The organism is Ensifer adhaerens (assembly GCF_028993555.1).
GTDB classification, from domain to species: domain Bacteria; phylum Pseudomonadota; class Alphaproteobacteria; order Rhizobiales; family Rhizobiaceae; genus Ensifer; species Ensifer adhaerens_I.
The window spans coordinates 2,002,268-2,024,449 of record NZ_CP118611.1; the positions used below are offsets into that span (position 1 = coordinate 2,002,268).

21 protein-coding genes are annotated in these 22,182 nt (G+C 63.5%); 6 read left to right on the forward strand and 15 right to left on the reverse strand.

Going from position 1 to position 22,182, the window contains the following annotated elements:
• Positions 1 to 71: 71 nt before the first annotated feature.
• The 9 genes from bcsN to PWG15_RS29275 all read right to left on the reverse strand — a co-directional run bounded on the left by bcsN (position 72) and on the right by PWG15_RS29275 (position 9,582).
• Positions 72 to 974: a cellulose biosynthesis protein BcsN gene (bcsN, locus tag PWG15_RS29235; RefSeq protein WP_275027253.1), complete on the reverse strand. Its 903-nt coding sequence runs from the start codon at positions 972 to 974 to the stop codon at positions 72 to 74.
• A gap of 250 nt (positions 975 to 1,224) precedes the next feature.
• A complete protein-coding gene (locus tag PWG15_RS29240; RefSeq protein ID WP_275025022.1) occupies positions 1,225 to 1,782 on the reverse strand; it encodes a gluconokinase in 558 nt (185 codons plus the stop codon).
• 96 nt (positions 1,783 to 1,878) lie between these two features.
• On the reverse strand, positions 1,879 to 2,574 hold the full coding sequence (locus tag PWG15_RS29245) for a class II aldolase/adducin family protein (RefSeq protein WP_275025023.1): 696 nt from the start codon (positions 2,572 to 2,574) through the stop codon (positions 1,879 to 1,881).
• A complete protein-coding gene (locus PWG15_RS29250; RefSeq protein WP_275025024.1) occupies positions 2,571 to 4,040 on the reverse strand; it encodes an FGGY family carbohydrate kinase in 1,470 nt (489 codons plus the stop codon). Before PWG15_RS29250 ends, PWG15_RS29245 begins: the two co-directional genes overlap by 4 nt.
• A gap of 42 nt (positions 4,041 to 4,082) precedes the next feature.
• Positions 4,083 to 4,931 (reverse strand): sugar phosphate isomerase/epimerase family protein, encoded by an 849-nt coding sequence (locus PWG15_RS29255; protein WP_275025025.1) that lies wholly within the window; start codon positions 4,929 to 4,931, stop codon positions 4,083 to 4,085.
• Between the two features lie 2 nt (positions 4,932 to 4,933).
• Positions 4,934 to 5,932, reverse strand: coding sequence for an ABC transporter permease (locus PWG15_RS29260; RefSeq protein ID WP_275025026.1), 999 nt, complete (start codon positions 5,930 to 5,932; stop codon positions 4,934 to 4,936).
• Complete coding sequence (locus PWG15_RS29265; RefSeq protein WP_275025028.1) at positions 5,929 to 6,930, reverse strand: ABC transporter permease; 1,002 nt, start codon at positions 6,928 to 6,930, stop codon at positions 5,929 to 5,931. Before PWG15_RS29265 ends, PWG15_RS29260 begins: the two co-directional genes overlap by 4 nt.
• Positions 6,923 to 8,437 carry a sugar ABC transporter ATP-binding protein gene (locus PWG15_RS29270; protein ID WP_275025029.1) on the reverse strand — a complete coding sequence of 505 codons (1,515 nt, stop codon included), beginning with the start codon at positions 8,435 to 8,437 and terminating at the stop codon, positions 6,923 to 6,925. The genes PWG15_RS29265 and PWG15_RS29270 overlap by 8 nt, the downstream gene beginning before the upstream one ends.
• 152 nt (positions 8,438 to 8,589) lie before the next feature.
• A complete protein-coding gene (locus PWG15_RS29275; protein ID WP_275025030.1) occupies positions 8,590 to 9,582 on the reverse strand; it encodes an autoinducer 2 ABC transporter substrate-binding protein in 993 nt (330 codons plus the stop codon).
• Between the two features lie 244 nt (positions 9,583 to 9,826).
• Here PWG15_RS29275 and PWG15_RS29280 point away from each other — a divergent pair, with 244 nt between their 5' ends.
• The 3 genes from PWG15_RS29280 (at position 9,827) to PWG15_RS29290 (ending at position 12,147) form a co-directional block, all read left to right on the forward strand.
• Positions 9,827 to 10,885, forward strand: a complete 1,059-nt coding sequence (locus tag PWG15_RS29280) for a LacI family DNA-binding transcriptional regulator (RefSeq protein WP_275025031.1) — start codon at positions 9,827 to 9,829, stop codon at positions 10,883 to 10,885.
• 88 nt (positions 10,886 to 10,973) lie between these two features.
• Entirely contained in the window at positions 10,974 to 11,426 is a 453-nt protein-coding gene (locus PWG15_RS29285) for an Lrp/AsnC family transcriptional regulator (protein WP_275025032.1), read from the forward strand.
• A 97-nt stretch (positions 11,427 to 11,523) separates the two neighbouring features.
• Positions 11,524 to 12,147, forward strand: a complete 624-nt coding sequence (locus PWG15_RS29290) for a LysE family translocator (RefSeq protein WP_275025034.1) — start codon at positions 11,524 to 11,526, stop codon at positions 12,145 to 12,147.
• 59 nt (positions 12,148 to 12,206) lie between these two features.
• Here the strand turns inward: PWG15_RS29290 and PWG15_RS29295 are convergent, their stop codons facing one another.
• The 4 genes from PWG15_RS29295 to PWG15_RS29310 form a co-directional block, all read right to left on the reverse strand.
• Positions 12,207 to 12,623, reverse strand: a complete 417-nt coding sequence (locus PWG15_RS29295; protein WP_275025035.1) for a GFA family protein — start codon at positions 12,621 to 12,623, stop codon at positions 12,207 to 12,209.
• A 101-nt stretch (positions 12,624 to 12,724) separates the two neighbouring features.
• Entirely contained in the window at positions 12,725 to 13,723 is a 999-nt protein-coding gene (locus PWG15_RS29300; RefSeq protein ID WP_275025036.1) for a DUF535 family protein, read from the reverse strand.
• A gap of 162 nt (positions 13,724 to 13,885) precedes the next feature.
• The gene (locus PWG15_RS29305) at positions 13,886 to 15,058 is read right to left on the reverse strand and encodes an ATP-binding protein (RefSeq protein ID WP_275025037.1); all 1,173 of its coding nucleotides are present in this window, start codon (positions 15,056 to 15,058) and stop codon (positions 13,886 to 13,888) included.
• The gene (locus PWG15_RS29310) at positions 15,055 to 15,750 is read right to left on the reverse strand and encodes a response regulator (protein WP_058327291.1); all 696 of its coding nucleotides are present in this window, start codon (positions 15,748 to 15,750) and stop codon (positions 15,055 to 15,057) included. The genes PWG15_RS29305 and PWG15_RS29310 overlap by 4 nt, the downstream gene beginning before the upstream one ends.
• Before the next feature lie 318 nt (positions 15,751 to 16,068).
• On the opposite strand from PWG15_RS29310, the gene PWG15_RS29315 reads away from it, so the two are divergent.
• Entirely contained in the window at positions 16,069 to 16,866 is a 798-nt protein-coding gene (locus PWG15_RS29315; protein ID WP_275025039.1) for a phosphatase PAP2 family protein, read from the forward strand.
• A gap of 15 nt (positions 16,867 to 16,881) precedes the next feature.
• On the opposite strand, the gene PWG15_RS29320 is transcribed toward PWG15_RS29315, so the two are convergent.
• Entirely contained in the window at positions 16,882 to 18,975 is a 2,094-nt protein-coding gene (locus PWG15_RS29320) for a two-component system sensor histidine kinase NtrB (RefSeq protein ID WP_275025041.1), read from the reverse strand.
• Positions 18,972 to 19,712, reverse strand: a complete 741-nt coding sequence (locus PWG15_RS29325) for a response regulator transcription factor (protein ID WP_275025043.1) — start codon at positions 19,710 to 19,712, stop codon at positions 18,972 to 18,974. The genes PWG15_RS29320 and PWG15_RS29325 overlap by 4 nt, the downstream gene beginning before the upstream one ends.
• Before the next feature lie 217 nt (positions 19,713 to 19,929).
• On the opposite strand from PWG15_RS29325, the gene PWG15_RS29330 reads away from it, so the two are divergent.
• On the forward strand, positions 19,930 to 20,952 hold the full coding sequence (locus tag PWG15_RS29330) for an ABC transporter substrate-binding protein (protein WP_275025044.1): 1,023 nt from the start codon (positions 19,930 to 19,932) through the stop codon (positions 20,950 to 20,952).
• A 176-nt stretch (positions 20,953 to 21,128) separates the two neighbouring features.
• Positions 21,129 to 22,154 (forward strand): ABC transporter substrate-binding protein, encoded by a 1,026-nt coding sequence (locus tag PWG15_RS29335; protein ID WP_275025046.1) that lies wholly within the window; start codon positions 21,129 to 21,131, stop codon positions 22,152 to 22,154.
• Positions 22,155 to 22,182 lie beyond the last annotated feature (28 nt).

Here is a 22,182-nt window from a genome sequence, read left to right on the forward strand (position 1 = left end):
TTGCTCATCCTACCTTCGATCGAGTTTCCTCAATCTGCCTCAGCCTTTAGCAACCGATGGTTAGCAGTCGATTAAGGGCACGCTCCTCCGGCCTGCTGTGCATCGCATGCCGGCGCCGGCACGATCACGGATGGCACCGTTTTCGCAAGACTGCCCGGCTGCGGCAGTGCCGCAGTGCCGTCCGGACGCGGCAGCGGAATGGATACCCCTGCGGTTGGCTCTATGACCGGCTTCTGCTGTTGCGCGGTTGGTACGGCGCGAACCTCACGGCGAACGACCGCGGGCGCCGGGCGTGTCGTGACGGTCACCGGTGTGCTTTCGGTCGGCGCCTGCTCTTTGCGGTAGATCGGGCTGCCGGTACGGCCGATCCCCGCCTCAAGCGGCGGCGGCGCCCCATAGGGGTTCCAGGCGGGATCGCCGAAGGTTCCGGTGATGGTGTAGCCGTAGACCGGCGCCAGGAGTTCGGCCTCGCTCGCCCCTGTCGCGCAATAACGAAGCCTGACCTGAATGGTGCCATAGCCCTTGAGCGGAGAACGGTGGTTCTCCTGCTGGCGGATTTGCTGCCATGCGAAGATACAGGCATCGTCCGCCCGCCCCCGGCCGAAGGCATAACCGAACGGGCCGTAATTGTTCTGGAGGAAATAGGGATTGAGTGCCAGGGGAACGCCGGGAAGCGCCCGACGCGCCTCAGCCATCATCCTGTTGTCCTGAATGCCGGCGTAGCGGCTGCTCTTCTGCTGGTCGAACCTTGCGTCCATAGGGCCGAAGAACTTGGCATGCAGTACATTCTGTCCTGGCGTGGCAGCGGACGTATAGAGGTAGATGTCCTGCTCGATGGCATTGGTGCGGCGTCGCTCGACGACGTTCAAGACCGCCGGTCCGCCGGGCGGTGGCAGGATCAGTGCGTTTTCGGCGGGAACCATAGTGCTGCCAGTCGGCGTACCGACATCCTGGCGCGTCGTGCAGCCTGACATCACTGCTGTAGCGCCCAGCAAAGCGGCTACCGCGACGGAAGCATGCCAGCCTTTCGAAAAGCGCGGACGCTCTTCCAGCGTGCCGAATCTCCGACTCAGATATCCTTGCATCATGGCTGAGCATTAAGTGATTCACCCCATTTCGCAAACCCGAGAAGAATGGGGCATCGACGCGGAGAACCGGCGGGGCGCGGCTTTATGGCAACGCCGGATCAAGATTTCGGGGAACCTCTCAAGGTCCCTTCGGGCGCTAGCGGCCGTTCGCGGCACCCAGTCGCGCAAGCTCGACGAGTGAAGCTCGGATGACGTCCTGCGACGGCGGAGCGACGTCCACGATCACCGTCAAGGGCTCGCCGGCAGGGTCTTCCAGAGTCGCGAGCTGCGTGTCGAGCAACGAGGCGGGCATGAAATGTCCCGTCCGGCGCTGCATCCGTCCGACCAGCACATCGCGCTCGCCGTGCAGATAGACAAAAGCAATGGGCCGTCCGGCGCTCTCGCGCAGCAGATCACGATAGCTGCGCTTCAGTGCCGAGCAGGAGACGACGACCGGCGCGTCTCCCGAGGCCAGCTGTCGGCCGATTTCCTTCAGCCACGGCCAGCGGTCCGCATCGGTGAGCGGAATGCCCGCCGACATCTTGCGGATGTTTTCCTCTGGATGCAGCGCATCCCCCTCGACGAAACGGTAACCGCAAGCAGCGGCGATGGCCTCGCCGACCGAGGTCTTGCCGGTACCGGACACGCCCATCACGACGATGGAACCGGGAAATGCCAGGTGAACACCCGCCCCGGACGCATGATCGATCGACATGGACACCTTGCTCCCTGCATCTGCCGCACTCATTCTCCCTGATAGCGTCGCGGCACCGGGTGAACAAGGCGGCTCATACAAGTCTCGGGTGATACCTCAAACTGCAGCACGGGGGCGAGCGACGTCATTGACGCCCTCACCATCCGGCGCCTGGCCGTAGCTCATGCGGCGCATTTGGGCGATGACCCGCTCCATCTCGTCGTCGGGCAGCACCGGCGGCTCGCCGAGCGTCAAGACCTGGACATACATGCGCGACAGGGTCTCGATCTCGATCGCCAGCCACAGGGCCGACTCAAGCGTTTTGCCAAGCGAAATCTGGCCATGCTGGCCAAGCAGGCAGGCGGTGCGGTCCTTGAGCGCCACCAGCGCATTGTCGGAGAGCGCCTGGGTGCCGAAGGTCGCATATTCGGCACAGCGGATGGTCGTGCCGCCGGCGATGCCGGTCATGTAGTGGAAGCTTGGGATGGTCTTGTGATGGCAGGCAAGGGTCGTCGCGTAGACCGAATGGCAATGCAGCACGACGTTGATATCCGTGCGCTCCCTCAGGATATCGCGATGGAACCGCCATTCGGACGACGGGCGAAGGCCGACATAGGTGCCGTCGAAATCCATTTCGACCAGATCTTCCGGCTGCATCGTCTCATAGGGCATTGACGAGGGCGTGATCAGGAAGCCGGTATCGGTGCGCACCGAAATGTTGCCCGCGGTGCCCTGGTTGATGCCACTCGAATTCATCCGGCGGCAGATGTCCACCATCTCGCGGCGGAGCGACAGAGTATCTGTCTTGGTCATCGATATGTCCTTTCGAAGTCGCGACTGAAACCGTTGTTGTGCCCGGTGCGCGCCCGGGTCCGCCATTGCGACGCATAGACGGCGACCGCTGGCGAAAGATGTGAAACGTCGCCCGGATCGGCGAGCGAGAGCGGGGCCGGGCCCTGGCGCCGGCCCTCCCCCGCGAGCAGTGCGGCGCCTGAGGCAACGCCATAGGCATCGAGATTGAAGCGGACCCGCCGGTTCGGAATGAGCGCCGCAACGAGGCGGGCATAGAGGGGATCGCGCAGGAAGCTTCCGTCGAGCACGACCAGCGGCCCTGGCCCCAATGCCTCGACGCATTCCGCCGTCAGCAGGGCACAGTAAAGCAGCGCCAGCGCCTTGCGTTCGACCGGCGTCTCCGGCGGCGGCCCGTTGATGCGGCCGCGTCCGGCACTTCCCGGAAAGAGACCATCGTCGTCGCCGAAGGACGGCAGCGCCATGGTGCGTCTGGCAATCAGACCGAGCACGACATCGTCCGGGACAGGGGCTGCCGGAGGTGCAGTGCCCGCCAGATGCGAAAACTCGCGCCCGCCCATGGTGAGCACCCCTCCGAGCGGTTTGCCGAAGACGTCGCTGTTCAGCGTCATGCCACGATGCTCGTCGAGCCGGTCGAGGGGCGCGCGGCCGGAAAAGCCGACGATCCAGGTTCCTGTCGAGACGACGATGAAATCGGTCAGGCCGGCCGCGTGATAACGATAGTAATTGAGACTACTGTCGTGACCGCCCGCCAGCACCTGCAGCCCGTCCGGCAGCCCGTGGCGACGGGCAAGCTGTGGACGCACAGGGCCGAGGTGCTGCCAGGCATCGGCGAAATCCGGCATCAGCCGTTGCCAGCTGCGCGCAGCGACAATGGGCGCGAAGCGGCGCTCGGCAACGTTCCACAGGTGCGACTGTGCGCCGAGGAAACTGGCCTCCGACGCCGCAACGCCAGACAGACGCCACGCCCAGTACTGTGGCAGGCCGAGATAGTAGCGCGCGGCGTTGACAGCATCCGGCACATGCTCCTCCATCCAAAAGAGCTGGCGTGCCTGGTGGGTGGCGCTGTGCATCATCGCGCTGCCGCGATCGAAGAAGGAACCGGCAAGGGGCGCATAGCCTTGCCGGATCGCCTCCGGCAAAGGCTGCTCGTAGTCGATCATCGGCACGGCGGCACCGGCCGCCGCATCGGGATCATCGCCGACGAGGACGCCACCGGACCCGTGACCGGCGGCGACGAAGGTCTGCAGCGGATGACGGCCGGCAAGCACTGCGAGATTGGAGAATATCCATTCCCCGAGGCTCGCGAGGTCGTGGTGCCGCCAGGGGGGACCCGGCAGCACCGGGTTCGCAACGCTCAGGGTTTCCAGAACGATGCCGCTCGCCGAGACCGCATTCAGTTTCACATTGGTCTTGCCGACATCGAGCACGGCGACCGTGCCGGCTGCGTCCTCCGCCGCGACTGACATGCCGCAACCCTCCCGTCCTGATCCAACGCGCGCAGAGGCGCTCTAGATCAAACCGTATTGTTTCGCCTTGTTACGCAGGAACGGCAGGCCGTTGCCCATGACCTCTTCCTCGTCCTTGGCAACGGGTCGCCAGACGGCAAGGCCGTAGGCCACCTCCGGCGGCATGTTGATGAAGCTCTCCATGGCAAGACCGCCCTTGAAGCCGATGGCGGCAAGTGTCGCGAAGATCTCGTCCCAGGCGCAATTGCCGTAACCGGGCGTTCCGCGATCGCTCTCGGACAGGTGGATGTATTTGATGAAATCGCGGGCATCGAGAATGCCGGTGCCGATGCCCTTTTCCTCGATGTTCATGTGGTAGGTGTCGAGGTGGACGAAGACGTTGTCGGCCCCGACGCGCTTGATCATGTCGACCGCCTGCCAGCCGGTGTTGATCAGGTGGTTCTCATAGCGATTGACCGCCTCGACGCCGAGCTCGATGCCGCGCGTCTTCGCATGCTTGGCTGCTGCCTGCAGCACGCGAGCGATGTTGTCATACTCAGCTTCGGTTGGCGGCACGCCGGTACGCTCGCCGATGCCGCCATAGATGACGCCGGAGAGCGCCTCACCGCCGAGGTCGGCCGTCTTGTCGATCGCCACCTTCAAATGCTCGATCGCCGCATCGGGGCGAACGGACGCCCAGGCGCGTTCCGGCAGGCCAAGAGAGCAGACGGCACGCAGCTTGTTCTTCTCAAGCAGCGCCTTGGTGTGAGCGGTGTCGACAGCCGGCGGATTGAGCATCGGGATCTCGATGAAATCCACGGCGTATTTCACCGCCGCGGCCACTGCACGCTCGGCACCGGGGCGATCCCAATTCATGGTCCACATGCTCGTATGGACGCCAAAACCCTGCATGGTCACGTTTCCTTTCTGACAAATGAAATCTTGAACTTGGTGGCGACGAACCGCAGCACCATGACGCCGGCGAGCAGCAGCCCCCAGACAGCGGTCGCCAGGTGTTGGTTGGCGCCGACGAGGTTGAGGCCCGAGGAAAGAAGCTGGAGCACCACCAGCGCGACGAAGACGGGTATGACCCGGCCGAAGCCGCCGAACGGATTGACGCCGCCGAGGAAGCAGGCAAGCACGGTGATCAGCAGGTAGCTTTCGCCGTGGCCGATGCGCACGGAGTTGAAGCGCGCCAGCATGATGATACCGGCAATGGCACACATGGCGCCCGAGAGCGCGTAGACGAGCACGATCACCTTGCGGGTGTTGGTGCCGGAATAGCGCGTCGCCTCGAGGTTGGAGCCGATCATGTAGGTGTTGAAGCCGAGCTTGGTGCGCGAAAGCAAAAGGTTCCAGGCAAACACGCAGACGATGAAGACGATGAGCGGGATCGGCACCCCGAGAAGCGAGCCGTGGCCAAGCGGCCCAAGGAAGGCCGGGAAGCCGGAAACGTCACCGCCGCGCGTCAGGAATTCGCCGAGCCCGCGCAGGAAGATCATCATCGACAGCGAGACAAGGATCGGATGGGCGCGGGTAAAGGCGATCACCAGCCCCATGATGACGCCGCTCGCCGCCCCGACGAGGATCGCAAGAACCGAGCCGAGCAGGAATGCGCCAGGCCCGGCGTCAACACCGCCATTGGCCTGCAGCACCCAGGCAAGCGTCAGCCCGGCGATGTTGGCGGTAAACGTGATTGCGAGATTGAGACCGCCGGTCAGGATCGGCAGCAGCATCGCGAGCGTCAGAAGCCCGAGTTCGGGCAGCTGGAAGGCAACCGAACCGAAGGTGGCGGCGCTCAGGAATTGCGGCGAGGCGAGGCCGAAGACCAGCACCACGGCGAGGAATGCCAGTCCGGGCCCGGCCATCTCCGGCCCGAGCAGGGTCTTCACCCGTTCGACGATCGCGTTCATCGTGAGGCCCCTTTCTGGCTGACGAAGGGCAGAAGCCTTTCGATGCTGGTGTTGGAGAGCGTGATCGCCACGAGGATGATGGCGCCGATGATCATCTTGAAGGCGAAGGGCGAGACGCCCATCAGGTTGAGGCCGTTCTGGGTGATCGAGATCAGCAGCACGCCGAGCACGCAGCCGAGCACCGAGCCCTTGCCACCGCCAAGGCGTGCGCCTCCGAGGACGACGGCCGCCAGCACATCGAGTTCGCGGCCGTAGAGCGCATTCGGTACCACTTCCTGCGCATAGTGCGCCTGGATGAGGCCGCCGATCCCGGCCATCAGGCCGAGCCAGCCGAAAGCGATGAACTGCATGGCGCCGATGTTGATGCCGAAACGGCGCGCACCTTCCGGATTGTCGCCGAAAGCATAGAGCTGGCGGCCGGTGGTTGTGCGGGTGATCAGCACCCAGGTGGCGATGACGCAGATGACCATCACCAGCACCGGTAGGGTGATTTCGATCCAGGTTCCGTCAGGCATCTCGTGCTCGAAGAGCACGACCCGATCCGTCAGCCAATCCGGCAGGTCGTAGATCGACACACCCTTGGTGAAGAACATCAGGAGGCCGAAATAGATGTTGAAGGTGGAGATCGTCGCGACGATCGAGATCACCCGGAACCGATGGATCAGGAAGGCATTGACGGCGCCGAGCAGAATGCCGAGCGACCCGGCGATCAAGAGCCCCGATACCCAGCCGACGCCACCGATCCAGCCGAGCGCGATCGCCGTGCCATACTGGACGACCGATGCCGCGACGGCGAAGGAAATGTCGATACCGCCGGCGATCAGCACAACCAGAAGCCCGACAGCGAAGATGATGTTGACCGAGCTGATATTGAGCAGGTCGAACGCATTGCCGAGCGAGAAGAAGTTGGCCGTCGTCACCGATAACACGGCGCAGATCGCCATGATGACGGCCAGCAGCGACACTTCGGTCGCGTGGGTGCTGACGAAGCTACGCATAGACAGCTCCTTCGATATCGGCGAGCGAGGATGTGCGCGGATCGTAGCTGCCGACGATGCGGCCCTGTGCCATGTGCAGCACCCGGTCGGCGTTGAAATAGACCTCGGGCACCTCGTCGGAAATCAGGATTATCGCAAGCCCGCTTTCGGCAAGCCGGGCGACGATGTCGAAGATGCCGGCGCGGGCACCGACATCGACACCGACGGTCGGCGCATCCAGGATCAATAGCTTCGGATCGGTCGCCAGCCACTTGGCGATCGCCACGCGCTGCTGGTTGCCGCCTGAAAGCGTGGAGATCGCATCCTGCTGCAGTCCGATCTTGACGCCGAGATCGGCGATCCAGCGGCCGACTAGGCTGCGCTTGCGCTCTTCCGAGAGCAGGCCGCCGGAGAGGATCTTGTCGAGCGAGCTGATGACGAGATTGTCGGCGATCGATTGCGGCTGGATGAGGCCGAGCGACAGCCGGTCTTCGGACAAGTAGGCGACGCCTGCCTTGATCGCATCGCGGTTTGAGGAGAAGCGGGCCTGTTTGCCCTCGATCGATATCGAGCCTGATACAGGCTTCAGCATGCCAAAGAGCGTCAGCGCCAGTTCCGTGCGCCCCGCCCCGAGCAGCCCGGTAATCCCGAGCGTCTCGCCGCGGCGCACGGTCAGCGAGATGTCTTCGAACTGGCCGGGGCGCGACAGGCGCTTGACGTCGAGAACGACGGGCTGCCCATCGCGCGACTTCGCCCGCACCTGCTGGTCGAAGGTCTTGCCGGTCATCAGCTCGGTGATGCGCGACTGCGTCATGCCGGTGGCGGGATAGACGCCGACCAACGCGCCATCGCGCAAGACGGTGATGCGGCTCGAAATCTCCAGGACTTCGGCAAGCCGATGGCTGACGAAGACGACGGCGACGCCAGAGGCTGAGAGACCGCGAACGATGTCGAGCAGGTGGTCGGTTTCGGACTGGGTCAGGGACGCGGTCGGCTCGTCCATGAAGACGAGCCTCGCTTCGCCGACCAGCGCCCGGGCGATCGCCACGATCTGGCGCTGGGCGATTGCGTACTCTTTCAGCGGCACGTCGACGTCGAGCGTCACGCCGAGGCGGGCGAGCGCTTCCTTTGCGATCTGGCGCATGCGGCCGTAGTCGACAAGCTTCGGCCAGCGGCCGAGCACCGTCTGGAAGGCGATATTCTCGGCGACGCTCATCTCGGGAAACAGCGCCAGATCCTGCCAGATGACCTGGATGCCGCGGTCCTGCGCGGTTACCGGCGACATGTGGGAATAGCTCTCGCCATCGAATTCGATCGAGGCGCCATCGGCGGGGCGGTAGACGCCGGTGATGATCTTGATCAGCGTGCTCTTGCCGCAGCCGTTTTCACCGGCAAGGCAATGAACCTCGCCCGGACGAACGTCAAAGCTCACATTCTTGAGCGCCCGGACGCCACCGAACGTCATGTTGATGTCGCGCAGGGACAGAAGCGGCTTTTCGCCTCCTCCCGCGGTCGCAAGCTGGTGCATGTGTCTGTGCCCGTAAATCACGTTAAGTTGGAGCGGGACGCGGGCGGATAATCGCAAACACGTTGCCCCATCCCGCTCCAGTACCTTTGAAGGGACTTGCCAGGCCGGCCGAAGCCGGCCCAGCAGCCGGGAGAACCCTTATGTTTTGGGCGTCAGAGGCCCATGGCCGCGAGATCCGCGACCGTCTCCTTGTTGATCGGCACGAGCTGGTCGACGATGATGTTGCGGTTCTCGAAGTCGGGTTTGACCTTGCCGAGACCTTCGATCTCGTCGCCGTCCTTGACCTCCTCGCCCTTCATCAGCTTGTCGGCAAGGGTAACGAAGACTTCGCCGGCCTGTTTCGGATTCCACATGAAGCCGCCGGAAATCGCGTCGGATTTCACCAGCTTCTGGCCCTGTCCCGGAGAGAAGGGACCGAGCACGAAGATCTCGCCGACCTTGCGGCGCTCCTCGACCGCACGGCCTGCGCCGATCGGACCCTGGCTACCGAAGGCAAGGAAGCCTTTAAGGTTCGGATGTGCGGAGATCAGGTCGAGTGCGGTCGACCGGCTCTTGTCGACGTCTTCGGCCACGCCATAGCGATCGCCAACCAGCGTCATATCGGGATAGTTCTTCTTGATATAGGCGATCGCCGCATCGGCCCAGGCGTTGTGCAGCGGCACGGTGAGCGAGCCGACGAAGACGGCATATTCGCCCTTGCCGCCCATCTTTTCGGCGAGCAGCTTGCCATGCGCCTCACCGAAGCCGGTCGAGGATGCCAACTCGAAGTCCCAGTCGGCACCCTTCTGGCTCGGCGATTCATGGGTGATGACGATGATGCCCTTCTCCTTGGCCTTGGTGAGAACCGGCTCAAGCACCTTGGCATCGTTCGGCACCACGCCGATTACCTTCACCCCTTGTGCGATAAGGTCTTCGATCGCGCGCACCTGCAGCGCCGGGTCGGCGCTGGTCGGACCGACCATGAAGGCGTCGATGCCGAGCTTCTGGCCGCGCTCCTTGATGCCCGCCTCCATGGCGTTGAACCACGGAATGCCGCCGATCTTGACGACGACGCCGACCTTGCCGGCATCCTGCGCAAAGGCGGCTGCAGAGCTGGCAAGCGCCAGCGATGTCGCCAGGGCGGCGACGAGAATTTTCCTGATCATGTTCTCTCCTCCACTCGTTCCACCAAGGGAACGCACCCGGTCGCTATCCAAGCGCCGGCCTCCAGTTTCCAACCATCACTGGCGAAGCTGTCCTCGCCTCCCTGATCGCCGCCTCCTCAGACGGCACCATCAATTTGCACAATCGATATTTCTTGTTTGCACAATCGATGGTGCAAGAACTATTGTGCAGACTTAATCTTTCGTCAAGGGGAAATCGGCACTAAAACGATCGAGGGAGAAAACGATGGCCAGCAGCGGCAAAAAGAAAGCGACGATCTACGACCTGTCGGTGCTATCCGGCAGCTCACCTTCAACCGTAAGTGCTGTTTTGAACGGCACCTGGCAGAAGCGACGGATCAAGGAAAGCACGGCGGAACTGATCCGCAGCCTCGCCGAGACGCACCAGTACACGGCCAACCGCCAGGCGCGTGGCTTGCGCAGTTCGCGTTCGGGGCTGATCGGCCTGCTCTTGCCGATCCACGACAACCGCTATTTCTCGTCGATGGCGCAAACCTTCGAGGCGCATGTCAGAAGCAAGGGACAGTGCCCGATCGTCGTCAGCGCCAGCCGCGATCCGAAAGAGGAGCGCAAGACCGCGGAGACGCTGATCTCCTATTCGATCGACGAGTTGTTCATCTGCGGCGCCACCGATCCCGACGGTGTGCACGAGGTTTGCGAGGCGGCCGGCCTCAAGCACATCAACATCGACCTGCCCGGCACCAAGGTCCCCTCCGTCATCAGCGACAACTACGAAGGCGGACGGATGCTGACGGAGGCGATCATCCGCCACTTCCAGGCATCAGGCCCGCTGCAACCGCACGAACTTTACCTCTTCGGCGGCCGCAACGACCATGCCAGCCGCGAGCGCATCCGCGGCTTCCGCGCCGTCAAGAACGAATTGCTCGGTGCCGATCCGGACGAATGCATCCAGCCGACCGGCTATGCGCCGAACAATGCCAGGCTCGCTTTCGAGGCCTTTTACGAGAAGCACGGCAAGCTGCCGCGCGGCCTCTTCGTCAACTCTTCGATCAACTTCGAAGGCCTGCTTCGCTTCATGGCAGGACATCCGCACGAGAACTTCGCCGACCTCGTCGTCGGTTGCTACGACTACGATCCCTTCGCATCTTTCCTGCCCTTCCCCGTCATCATGATCCGGCAGGATGTCGAAGGCATGATCACCAAGGCCTTCGATGTCATCGAGGAGGCCCGGCCCCAGCCGCGGATCCACCTCATCCAGCCCGAACTCGTACAGCCGCGAACGGCGCTGACCGGCCCGCTCGACGCACTCAAGGACATCGAATAGACCACCTGACCAATGTTTCCTCGGCAAATTGCGCATAAAAACAAAAAATCATCTGTACATTTGGGTATTTTCAGCGTATTCATTGGCAATGGATACGGTGGACAGAAAAATCGTCGAGATTCTCGCCGAGGACGCGAGGCGGTCGCTGACCGACATCGGCGCTGCGGTTGAGCTTTCGCCCTCCGCCGTCAACGAGCGCATCCGTCGGCTCGTCGCCAATGGCGTGATCCGAAATTTCACCGTCGAGGTCGACCATCGCGCACTCGGCCTCGACGTACTCGCCTTCGTGTGGGTCGGCTTGGCGCAGGATGCGGACGAGGCAGCGTTCCGTGCCTTCATGGCCGATCATCCGGCCGTGGCCGAATGCCACCACGTGACCGGCGCATGGTCCTATTGCGTCAAGGTCCGGATGCCCTCGCTCGGCGACCTCGAACCGTTCCTTGCCGAGTTGAAGCAACGGCGGTTCCTGGCACGAAGCGAAACGGTGATCGCGCTGTCGAGCGTCCGGGAAAGCCTGGCAACGACTGTGCCGCGCGCCTGACCGAACGCGCAAACTGCTGCAACATTCTCGATTTGCCGGGCATGCACCGTCCTTGAACCGGATGGATGAAAGCATGCCGCGGCTGGAGCCCTATGCCATGTCTACACTGCTGTTTGGAAAAAGCCTTCTCGTCGGCCTCGCGGTCGCGGCCCCGCTCGGCCCCATCGGGGCGCTCTGCATCAACCGCACACTGGAGCGCGGCTTCTGGGCGGGCGTCGCCGGGGGGCTCGGAACAGCCGCCGCCGACGCCACCTATGCAGCACTCGCGGCGATCGGTTTTGCTGCCTTTGCCGCGGTGCTTTCAATGATCACAGTCCCGCTCGGTCTTGCCGGCGGACTGTTCATGATCTGGCTCGGCTGGAGCGGATTGCGACCTAAACCGGTGACGGCGGCGGCCGACGTCGGCGGCCGCGATCTCATCCGTACGACCATCGCCACCTTTCTCCTGACAATGACCAGTCCAGCGACAATCCTCTCCTTTGCCGCGATCTTCGCCGGCCTGGGGCTGGCCGAAACGGGCAACGCGTCAAGCGCTGCCATCGTCGTCATGGGCGTCTTCCTCGGATCGCTCGGCTGGTGGTTCTTCTTGAGCGGCGGAGTGGCGATCGCCCGGACACGGCTGCCCGACAGCTTCGTCGCCTGGGTGTCGCGCGTTTCGGGCCTGGTCCTGATCGCCTTCGGCATCATCGCCATCGCCGCCGCCGCCAAGGGCTTGGCCTAGAACAGTCGGCGCAGCCTACCCGGCTGCGCCGACGACTTTCAGCCTGGCCGCGTCTCTTATCAAGTCGCGGGTTTTGCGGCCTCCACATGCCACCACTTGGGCCGCGTAGAGCGGTAGCTGTGGCCAGTGGGGATGAGATCGGCGGAATTCGTCTTGTCGAAGCTGCCGAGCAGCAGCGCAACGACGGGTGCATCGTCGATCGCCCCGATGCTGCTCCCGCAGGCCGGGCAGAAAGCGCGGCTGGAATAGTCGGACGAGCGGTAAACCGAAGGGGCGCCGCCCGGACCGGTCCACGCAATTGCGTCCTTGTCGAATTCGACCCAGGCCACGGTCGGCGCGCCCGAGTGGCGTTGGCACATCTTGCACGAACATGTGTGCGGCTTGCCGGGCGCCCCTCTGGCCTCGAAGCGGATCGCTCCGCAGAGGCAACCTCCGGTGAAAAGCGACCTCTTCTTCCGAACGGCAACGGTCGTCATCGGCCAATCTCCAGCGGCATATCTGATTCGAACTGCGCCACCGTACGTTGCATCGACCACCAAGGAAAGCTGAGGTTCTGAAGCGTGACAATACGCCCGGTTCAATAGAACCAGGCGCCGATGTCGCGAAACGCCCGCTTGCTTTGGTCGCGTCGATTGCCCTCGGGCGCAGCCTTGCCGTCTGCAATGGCAAGACGGAAACCGAAAGGCTCGGACGGTATCCCGCCGCGATCGCGCCAATAGGCGTCGAGGTCTGCCATCATCATCCTTCGCCGCTTGAGGCGACGGCGATTGATGACATGCCTTTCATTCGATACCGCATGGATGCAGGCTGCATGGCCTTCCGTCACCAGCCCCTGGAGAACGAGCAGTGCTGCATCCTTGGGACGCAAACCGCCAAGATCACGTGTTGCCGTAATCAGCGCTCGCTTTGCGTCTTCGCCCTTCGGCCCCTGCATCCCACCGATCGCAAGACTGTAGGTATCGTCATTGCAGCGCACGAAGACGAAACCGACCGTGCACAGCGTGTATTCGTCGCTCTGACGGCGAAGCCGGATTGCGAAGGCGCCCTCGTGGCGGGCGCCGCAATGGTCCGCCAATTGTAGCTGGATGCGATAGTTCTCGCCGCGCCCGGCGACCGTTCCCATTTCCAGCGCGCCCCCGCGCCAGAGCGCCATCAGCGAGCGGCGCGAGAGGACCTCGCTCGCGACGTCGAAATGATTGAGCAGCAAGTCGAGCCGCTCGGACGAGGACGCGCCGTGCAGGAAGAAGGTCGGGATCGATTTACGCACGAGATCGTCATGCGGCAGCCCCAGGCAATAGCGTTCACCGAACTCCCCGAGAAAGGCGATCCAGCGCGCGGTGAGGAAGGGATGGCGCACAAACCGCATCGAGAAGACGACGGCGCGTTTCAGGCTGACCCTGAGGCCGAGCTTCAGGACGTGGCCCAGAATCGATGTCTTGGCTCGCGACTGCTCCCTTCCGCTCGGTGCAGCCACCGAGCGCCCGGAAGGCGCTAAGGGCTCACCGCCAAATGTCGCGCTGTCTTGAACGGGCAACCGCAGATCCGCGCAGTATTCCTGCCTGATTTCCAGGGACATGGTGCAATCCTTAAGAGCAAACTCTGCCGGCCGGACTAGTCGGCCTGCCTGGGTTTGCCCGTGGACTGTCAAGGATTCGCGGAGAAGCGGTCGGCAAATGAGCGCGGAACCTGGGAGCCAGGCGTGAGGCCCGCAGCAGCCGGCACCCTTCCACGGGAGGCGCTAGGCCGGGATGGCGCGCGGCAGCACAATCGTGATCACGGCACCGCCACCGGCGCGGGACGCGAATTCCAGCCGTCCGCCATGCGCCTTTGCGATCGCCTGCACGACGGAGAGACCGAGACCGGTGCCGCCCGTCGCCCGCGACCGCGAGGCATCGCCGCGCCAGAAAAGATCGATCGAATGGGTCGCGACATCGTCGGGCAGTCCTGGACCGCGATCCAGCAACCGGATGAAGGCCTCGTCAGCGCCGCGGCGACCCGTCTCGCACCGCAAGACCCCGCCACTGGCTGCGTAACGCGTCGCGTTTTCGATCAGCGCCAGCAGCGCCTGACGCAGTCGTTGCGAATCTCCGGAGACCCGGACCGGCTCCAGCGCGGTCTCGACCGACATGCCGGCCGAACCGAGCAAGGTGCAGGACGCTCCGAGAACCTGGGTGGCCTCCGCGGCAAGATCGACCGATTGACACTGGGTGACCAGCTTCTGGCCGGCGGCGAGCGACAGGGTGCGCAGGTCCTCGACCAAAGCGGAAAGCCCCTCCACCTGGACCAGCAATTGCTGGACCCTCTCCTGTTCGAGGGGGAAGACGCCATCAGCCATGCCCTGAAGATTGCCCTGAAGGATCGTCAGCGGCGTGCGCAACTCGTGAGCCACCGCCATCGTGTTGAAACGCAGCCGGTTCTCCATGTTTTCGAGCTCGGCCGCCAGTTCGTCGAAGGTCTTCACGAGCGTTGCCACCTCCTTGGCACCCTTGCGGATCGATCCGACGCGCACAGCGAAATCGCCCGCCCTGAGGTTCTGCGTCGCCTGGGCGAGCACCTCGAGCGGCCGGCTGATCTTGCGCGCCAGCCAGTAGCCGACGAGACCGCAGAACGTCACCGCGGTCGCTCCGAAGCCGAGGATGATCTTGTCCACCTCCCAGTTTGCCCACTCCTCGAGTTCGGGCATCGTCGAGAGTAGTTTCTGCAGCGACTCCTGGCTTGGCAGCTTGCCGGAATTGAAATCGGTATAAGCTTGGGCCGCTTCCGGCGGCATCCGCTCCAGGAGCCTGGCCTCCAGCCGCGGCTCCATGAAGTCGACGCCGGCATAGATGATGAACACGCTGATGATGAGCAGGACGATCGTCACCAGGGCCGTGAGAATGCCGAGCGGCAGGCGCGAGAGGCTGATCTTCATCTCGGCTCCACGAAGCGATAGCCGACACCGCGAACGGCACTGAAGAGGCCGCTGGCACCGAGATCCTCAAGCTTGCGCCTGAGATTGGCGATATGGGTATCGACCGTACGGGCCAGTGCATCGCTGTCCGGCAGGCAGGCGTCGAGGATATCGGCGCGGTCGAAGGCATGCGTCGGGCGGCGGATCATGTGGGCGAGGATGCGGAATTCGCTGAGCGTCAGCGGCACCGAGTGTCGGCGGCCGCTCTTTTCAACGAAGGCGACGTGAGCATCGAGATCGACTTCCACATTCTCGAAGCGAAGCACCGTTGCGCCGGCGCCGTTCCGGGTGCGCCGGAGCACCGCGTTGACGCGCGCCACCACCTCCTGCGGATTGAACGGCTTGACCACGTAGTCGTCGGCACCGAGCCTGAGGCCGGTCAGCCGGTCGAGATCCTCGGCCAGAGCGGTGACCATGATGACCGGTGTATTGCCTTCGCGCCGAAGGCGGGCGAGGACCTCGAAGCCATCGAGCTTCGGCATGCGCACGTCGAGCAATACCAGGTCGGGCGACAGCACCGCATGATGCGTCAGCGCCGTTTCGCCATCGGCAGCACGCACAGTCCTGAAACCATCGCGCACCAGATAGGCATCCAGGATCTGCGCGATCTCCGGCTCGTCCTCCGCCAAAAGGATGAGACCCTTGTCGACCATAAACAAACTCCCTGGCCCGATGTTGTGATCAGCAGCTTATGGGATGATTAGTTTCGACTTGCAATTCGTCCGCACACCACTGCCGCCCTTTGGCTGGCCTTCCGGATAGAGCCCCCGACAAATCTCCGCCATTTCTTGACAATCGGCACCGAGGCATTCGGGACATTGATCGACGGCGCGCCGCCCATCAGCAACCAAAAGGTGTAGTCAACAATCGCCCTGCTCTACGCATCAAGCTCTCCCCGATCCTCCACTTAGCCTTGACAAAGCAAAGCAAATGTCCGGCCCGCACACACCGACAATCTGCGAGCGACCGGCATGTCCAGCCTCTACCCTTCCACGGCAACATCTTCAAACAGCATCCGATGGTTGCGCGCGAGCCCGCGCGAATGGGCCGAACTAGCCCGTGGGCGGGTTGAAGATCAGCCCATCGCGATTGCCGGCGCGCTAACCATTTGCGCGGCCTTCGTCTTCATGGCCTATCCCGGCATCGATCTCGTCGTTTCCCGCTGGGCGGCGTCCGCGGCAGGCGATTTTCCGCTTTCCCGGGAGCCCCTACTCAGAGCGCTTCGCGACTTCAATCGCATCCTGCCGGTCTTCATTCTACCCTGCGTCCTGGCGCTGCTGGTCATGCAGGCGATTGCACCGCGCCCGCGACTGCTGCGGCCGCACAAGGCACTATTCTTTCTCACCTTCTATGCCATCGGCCCCGGGCTGCTCATCCAGGCATTGAAGCGGCTGATCGGCCGCGCCCGGCCCTATGACATTACGGATTTCGGTGGCACCCTGCCGTTCACGCCCGCCTGGCAGGTCTCAAGCGCCTGTTCGCGCAGTTGTTCCTTCGCATCAGGCGAATCCGCAACAGCGATTGCACTCGTTGCACTCGCGCTGCTTCTGCCCGTTCGGTGGAGGCGTGTCGCGATCATCGCGCTTGTCCCGTTGATCCTCGCCTTCTCGCTCAACCGCATCGTGTTTGGCGCTCACTTCCTCTCCGACGTCGTGCTCGCCTGGCTTTTGATGCTGTGGCTGATGACGTGGCTTTGGTCGGCCTTCCGGGACAACGGCGAACGCATCGACGCCGCCATGCAACGGCTCGGGCGGCGGCGAAATCCGTAGACCGCCACCGGCGATTCAGCTCGGAAAGACCAATTCGACGGTGGTTCCTTTCCCCGGTTGGGAGAGGATGCGGGCGTCACCGCCGCTTTGCCGGACGAAGCCGTAGACGACCGCAAGGCCGAGACCGGCGCCGCCCTCCTCGTCGCGGGTGGTAAAATAGGGCTCGAATGCCTTGTCCACGGCCTCCGGAGACATGCCGATCCCCTCGTCGGTGACGGAGACGACGACATCGGCTTCCATGCTCGCAGCACGGATGAGGATCGTCCCGCCCTGAGGCATCGCGGCGGCTGCATTGAGGCAGAGATTGAGGATCGCCTGTTCGAAGAGGGCGGCATCGAGATGCACATTGGGAAGACCGTCGGCGATCTCGAAGGCGAGACGGCACCTTTCCCCGACGGCAATTTCCAGCACGTCGGCCATGCCGCGCAGCACCGCGCCGATCTCGAGTGCGCCCGGTTGGATCGGGTGCTGGCTGCCGACGGACAACATGCTGCTGGCAAGCGAGCGCCCCCGATCGGCCGCTTTGCGAATGCGGGCGATGTGGCGCTTCTGCCGATCGTTGAAACCGGTATCCCGTTCGAGCAGCCCCAGGCTGCCGGTGATGATGCCGATCATGTTGCCGACCTCGTGGCTCACCTGGTGCGTCATGCGCATGATGCCATCCAGGCGTTGGGCCTTTGCCGCTTCAGCCTCCTGCCGATCCACGTCAGTGACATCCCGCGCCAACAGCACGATGCCGCGGTCCGGTTGCCGCGACAGCGAGACCTCGGTCACACGACCGGCTTCGGAGCGATGCCGGAGAACCAGCCGGTCGCCGAGCGTGCCCGTGTCGCGATCGGCCGGTAGCAGAGCCGGGTCGATTTCGGGCATCGGGCTCACGAAACTGCGCAGCGGCAGCTTCCTTGCCGAGCCCGGCCAGCCGACGAGCTCCATGACGCGACGATTCATCGTGATCGGTTTGCCGCTGGGGTCGAAGAGCGCGATGCCTTCGTTCATGTTGCGAAAGGTCGAACGAATGGTGCGTGCGGCTGCCTCGGCCGTACGTCGCAGCCGCGAGACGCGCTCGACGCTTTCTCGAAATGCGCTGAAAGCCTCCAGCAACCGGACGAGCTCCGTCTCCGTCCCCTTGTAGGTCGGCGCATCGACGTCCCGGCGTCCTTCCGCCAGCGCGTTCATGCCGTTGGACAGCGACACGATCCCACGCGACACGCGCATCACGGAACGAATCGAGAAGACGGCCATGACAAGCACGAGCAGCGCCGCGACGGCGACGATGACGAGCAGACGGCTCAGAGCATTGGAGGTCGAGACGAGATCGTCATTGAGGCCGCGGGCGACCGCCTCGCTCTGCGTTTCCGTCGCATGCGAGAGGTCGCGCGACACGGTGTGCAATCGCGCGACGGCCGCGCGAATGGCGAACATCTCCAGGAGATATTGGGTCTGCGCCTCGAAGACCCGTTCATAGGGCGCGAGGTCGTTGGCGGAAACCCGGATATCGGGTGCCGCATGCTCAAGGCGCGGCACGGTTTCGGCAATGTAGCGGCGACGCAATTCGCCGAGCTGGAACAGGCTGTCGGAGTTGGATGCCGATTGCACGATCCCGTTGAGGCGACGGCGGAAGTCGGCATCGGCCATGCCGCTGCCGGTCGCGATCTCGCCAAGTGCGGCTGCCGCTTCTGCCTTATGCTGCTGCGCCGATTCGGCATCCCCCGCCAGCGCCATCGTCTGGATGCGGATGGTCTCCAACAGCTCAACGATATGCCCGCTGGCAAAGCCCTTGACGGCCGCATCACCGTTCTGCGGCGCCATGGCGCGCAACAGTGCATCCACCTGCGCGACCACCGAACGGCTTTCGCTGGAAACCCGGTAGGGCGAGGTGGCGTTCATCAGAAACGGTGCGCTCGACACGAGATCGGAAACCTGGCGCGATACGAGCGAGGCCTTGGCAAGGCTGGAAAACGCCTGCAACCCATAGGCGGCCATCTCGTCGCGCGCCCGCTGCAAGCCGAAGACGGCAACCGTCGCAAGGCCGAAGACGAGCACGCAGATGAAGGCGATCGCGAAGGGGAGCCGGAAGGCAATCGACGAAAGAAAAGGGCGAACGATCACGACTTCGGCTCGCCGTCGTCGGTATCGAGCACATAGCCTTTGCCGCGTCTCGTCTTGATGTGGCGCGGCAGGTCCGGGTTGCGCTCGATCTTGCGCCGAAGCCGGAGCACGAGCACGTCGACATTGCGGTCGATGTAACGGTCGCTTTCGGCGCCGAGGCGGTCGAGGATCTGCGCACGGCCGACCGGCATGTTCGGTGTCTCTGCGAGGATTTCCAGAAGAGCGAACTCGGCACTCGTCAGCGACCTCGACGGGTCGGTCAGGCAAACTGCCCGGCGGCTCCTCAGATCGATCGACCAGTCGCCGAGCTTCATCGATGCCGGCTCGGTCTCGCGCTCGCTTTCCCGCTCCGGCTTCAGCGATGGATAGGTGCGACGGAGAACCGCCTTGATGCGCGCCGTCAGTTCGATCGGCTCGAACGGCTTGACGACGTAATCGTCCGCCGCCGTCTCCAACCCCAGCACCCTGTCCGCAGCACTGCCTGCCGCCGTCACCATGACGATACCGATATTGGTGCGGGCCCGCAGCCTCTGCGCAAAGGTGCGGCCCGAAGTGCCCGGCAAATTATGGTCGACAAGCACGAGATGCACCGCCTCACGCGCGAGCACATTGGCCGCCGCCTCCGCCGACGGCGCGGTCAGGGGCAGCCAGCCTTCCGCCTCCACCAGATCGGAAATAAGCTCCGCCATGTCCGGATCGTCCTCGACGATCAGAATCCGTATCCTCTCACTCAGCATGCACGTCCTCCCGCCCCCATCATAGGCGGGGCCGTTCCAATGTTCAAAGCAGCTCACATTATGCGATTTGTCATATTTGTAATCTTTGTAATTTTGAAACGTCGGAGAGCGCCCAGGGCTGTAAGAACGGTAACCATTCTCCGATTGCGGCAGGCGGGGAATATCGACATCCTGACTGCGGAGATTGGGACGGCAGCGTTCCAAATGGGAGGACATCGTGAGAGGCATCACCGCTATCTGTGCGGGCGTGGCCCTGTGGCTGTGCACCGCTACAACAGGCATCACGGCGCCGGCGCTCACCGTGCTGTGCGGTGTCGACGAGGCGTGGTGCGCCGCGATGAAGACGGCGTTCGAGACGAAGTCCGGTCTGGAGATCTCGATGACCCGCAAGAGCACCGGCGACATTCTCAACCAGTTGCGTGCCGAGAAGATCGCGCCGACCGTAGACGTCTGGTGGGGCGGCACGGGCGACACCCATCTGCAGGCCGGATCCGAGAACCTGCTTGAACCGTATAGGCCGGCGCATGAACGCGACATGCTGCCCTGGGCCAAAAACTTCTTTGCCATTTCCGGCGGCAGATCGGCGGGTATCTATGCCGGGGCGCTTGGCTTTGCCTACAATGCCGATCTTCTGCATGCGCTGAAGCTGCCGGCACCGACCTGCTGGAAGGACCTCGCGGACAACGCCTATCGCGGGCGCATCCGCAGCGGCAATCCGAATTCCTCCGGCACCGCCTTCACCACGCTTGCAACCCTGGTGCAGCTTTTCGGCGAGGATGAAGCCTTTCGCTTCCTGTCCGCGCTCAATCGCAACATCGACCAATACACGACGGCCGGCTCCGCTCCGGTGAAAGCGGCCGCGCGCGGGGAAACGCTGATCGGCATTTCCTTCATGCACGACGCCGTTACCCAGAAGCAGGCAGGCTCGCCGCTCGTCATCGTCGCCCCCTGCGAGGGAACCGGCTACGAGATCGGTGCCGTCAGCATCGTCAAGGGTGCTCGGCATCTGGAGGCGGCGAAAAGCTTCGTCGACTTCGCGCTCAGCCCGGACGGCCAGGGCACGGGGGCGGCCTCCGGACAGAACCAGGTGCCGTCCAATGCGCGCTCTAACCTGCCGCTCGCCGCGCCCGATATCTCGATGATCAAGATGGTGGATTACGACTTCGCCACCTTCGGCTCGCCGGAAGAACGAAGTCGATTGCTCGAAAGGTTCGACGCGGAGATCGCCGCGACGAACTGACCGAGCTGCATGAATTGGAGCGGGATGCGGGCGGAAAACCGCACAGACTTTTCCACATCCCGCTCCAGCAAACCACAAGTCCGAAACCGTGAACGTGTCGCCCGGCGGGCAGGCCGATGGCCGCGCCGTGTCTCGTTCACGCCAATTTTCAAACCAGGCAACAGGAGGATGCCCCTATGAAAAAGACGACCCTTTCCCTCATGCTCTTCGCCGGAACGGCGCTCACGGCCCTGCCGGCTCAGGCTGCCGGCAGCCTCAACCTTATCTGCTCGGCAGACGTGGTGATCTGCGAACAGATGACCGGCGATTTCCAGAAGGAGACCGGCATCAAGGTCAACATGGTTCGCCTGTCGTCGGGCGAGACCTATGCCAAGATCCGCGCCGAGGCCCGCAACCCGAAGACCGATATCTGGTGGGCCGGCACCGGCGACCCGCATCTGCAGGCGGCTTCCGACGGCCTGACGCTCGAATACAAGTCACCGATGCTCGATCAGCTTCAGGATTGGGCGAAGAAGCAGGCTGAAGGCTCGGGCTACCGCACGGTCGGCGTCTATGCCGGCGCGCTCGGCTGGGGTTACAACACCGAGATCTTCTCGAAGAAGGGTTTGAAGGAACCGAAATGCTGGGCCGACCTGCTCGACGCCTCGCTGAAGGGCGAGATCCAGATGGCGAACCCGAACTCGTCCGGCACCGCCTACACCGCGCTCGCCTCGCTGGTGCAGATCATGGGCGAAGATCAGGCCTTCGACTATCTGAAGAAGCTCAACGGCAACATCGCGCAGTACACCAAGTCCGGCTCGGCACCGGTAAAGGCGGCCGCACGCGGCGAAGCCGGCCTCGGCATCGTCTTCATGCATGACGCAGTCGCCCAGACCGCCGAAGGCTTCCCGGTCAAATCGGTCGCGCCTTGCGAAGGCACCGGCTACGAAATCGGCTCGATGTCGATCATCCGCGGCGCCAAGAACCTGGACAACGCCAAGGCCTGGTACGACTGGGCGCTCAAGCCGGAAGTACAGTCGCGGATGAAGGACGCCAAGTCCTTCCAGCTGCCGTCCAACAAGTCGGCCGAAGTGCCGAAGGAAGCCCCGAAGTTCGAGGATATCAAGCTGATCGACTACGACTTCGCCACCTTCGGCGACGCCGAGAAGCGCAAGGCACTGCTCGAGCGCTGGGATCGCGAAGTGGGCGCAAGCGCCAACTGATTGCAGGTTCGGCCGGCCGGAAAACAAT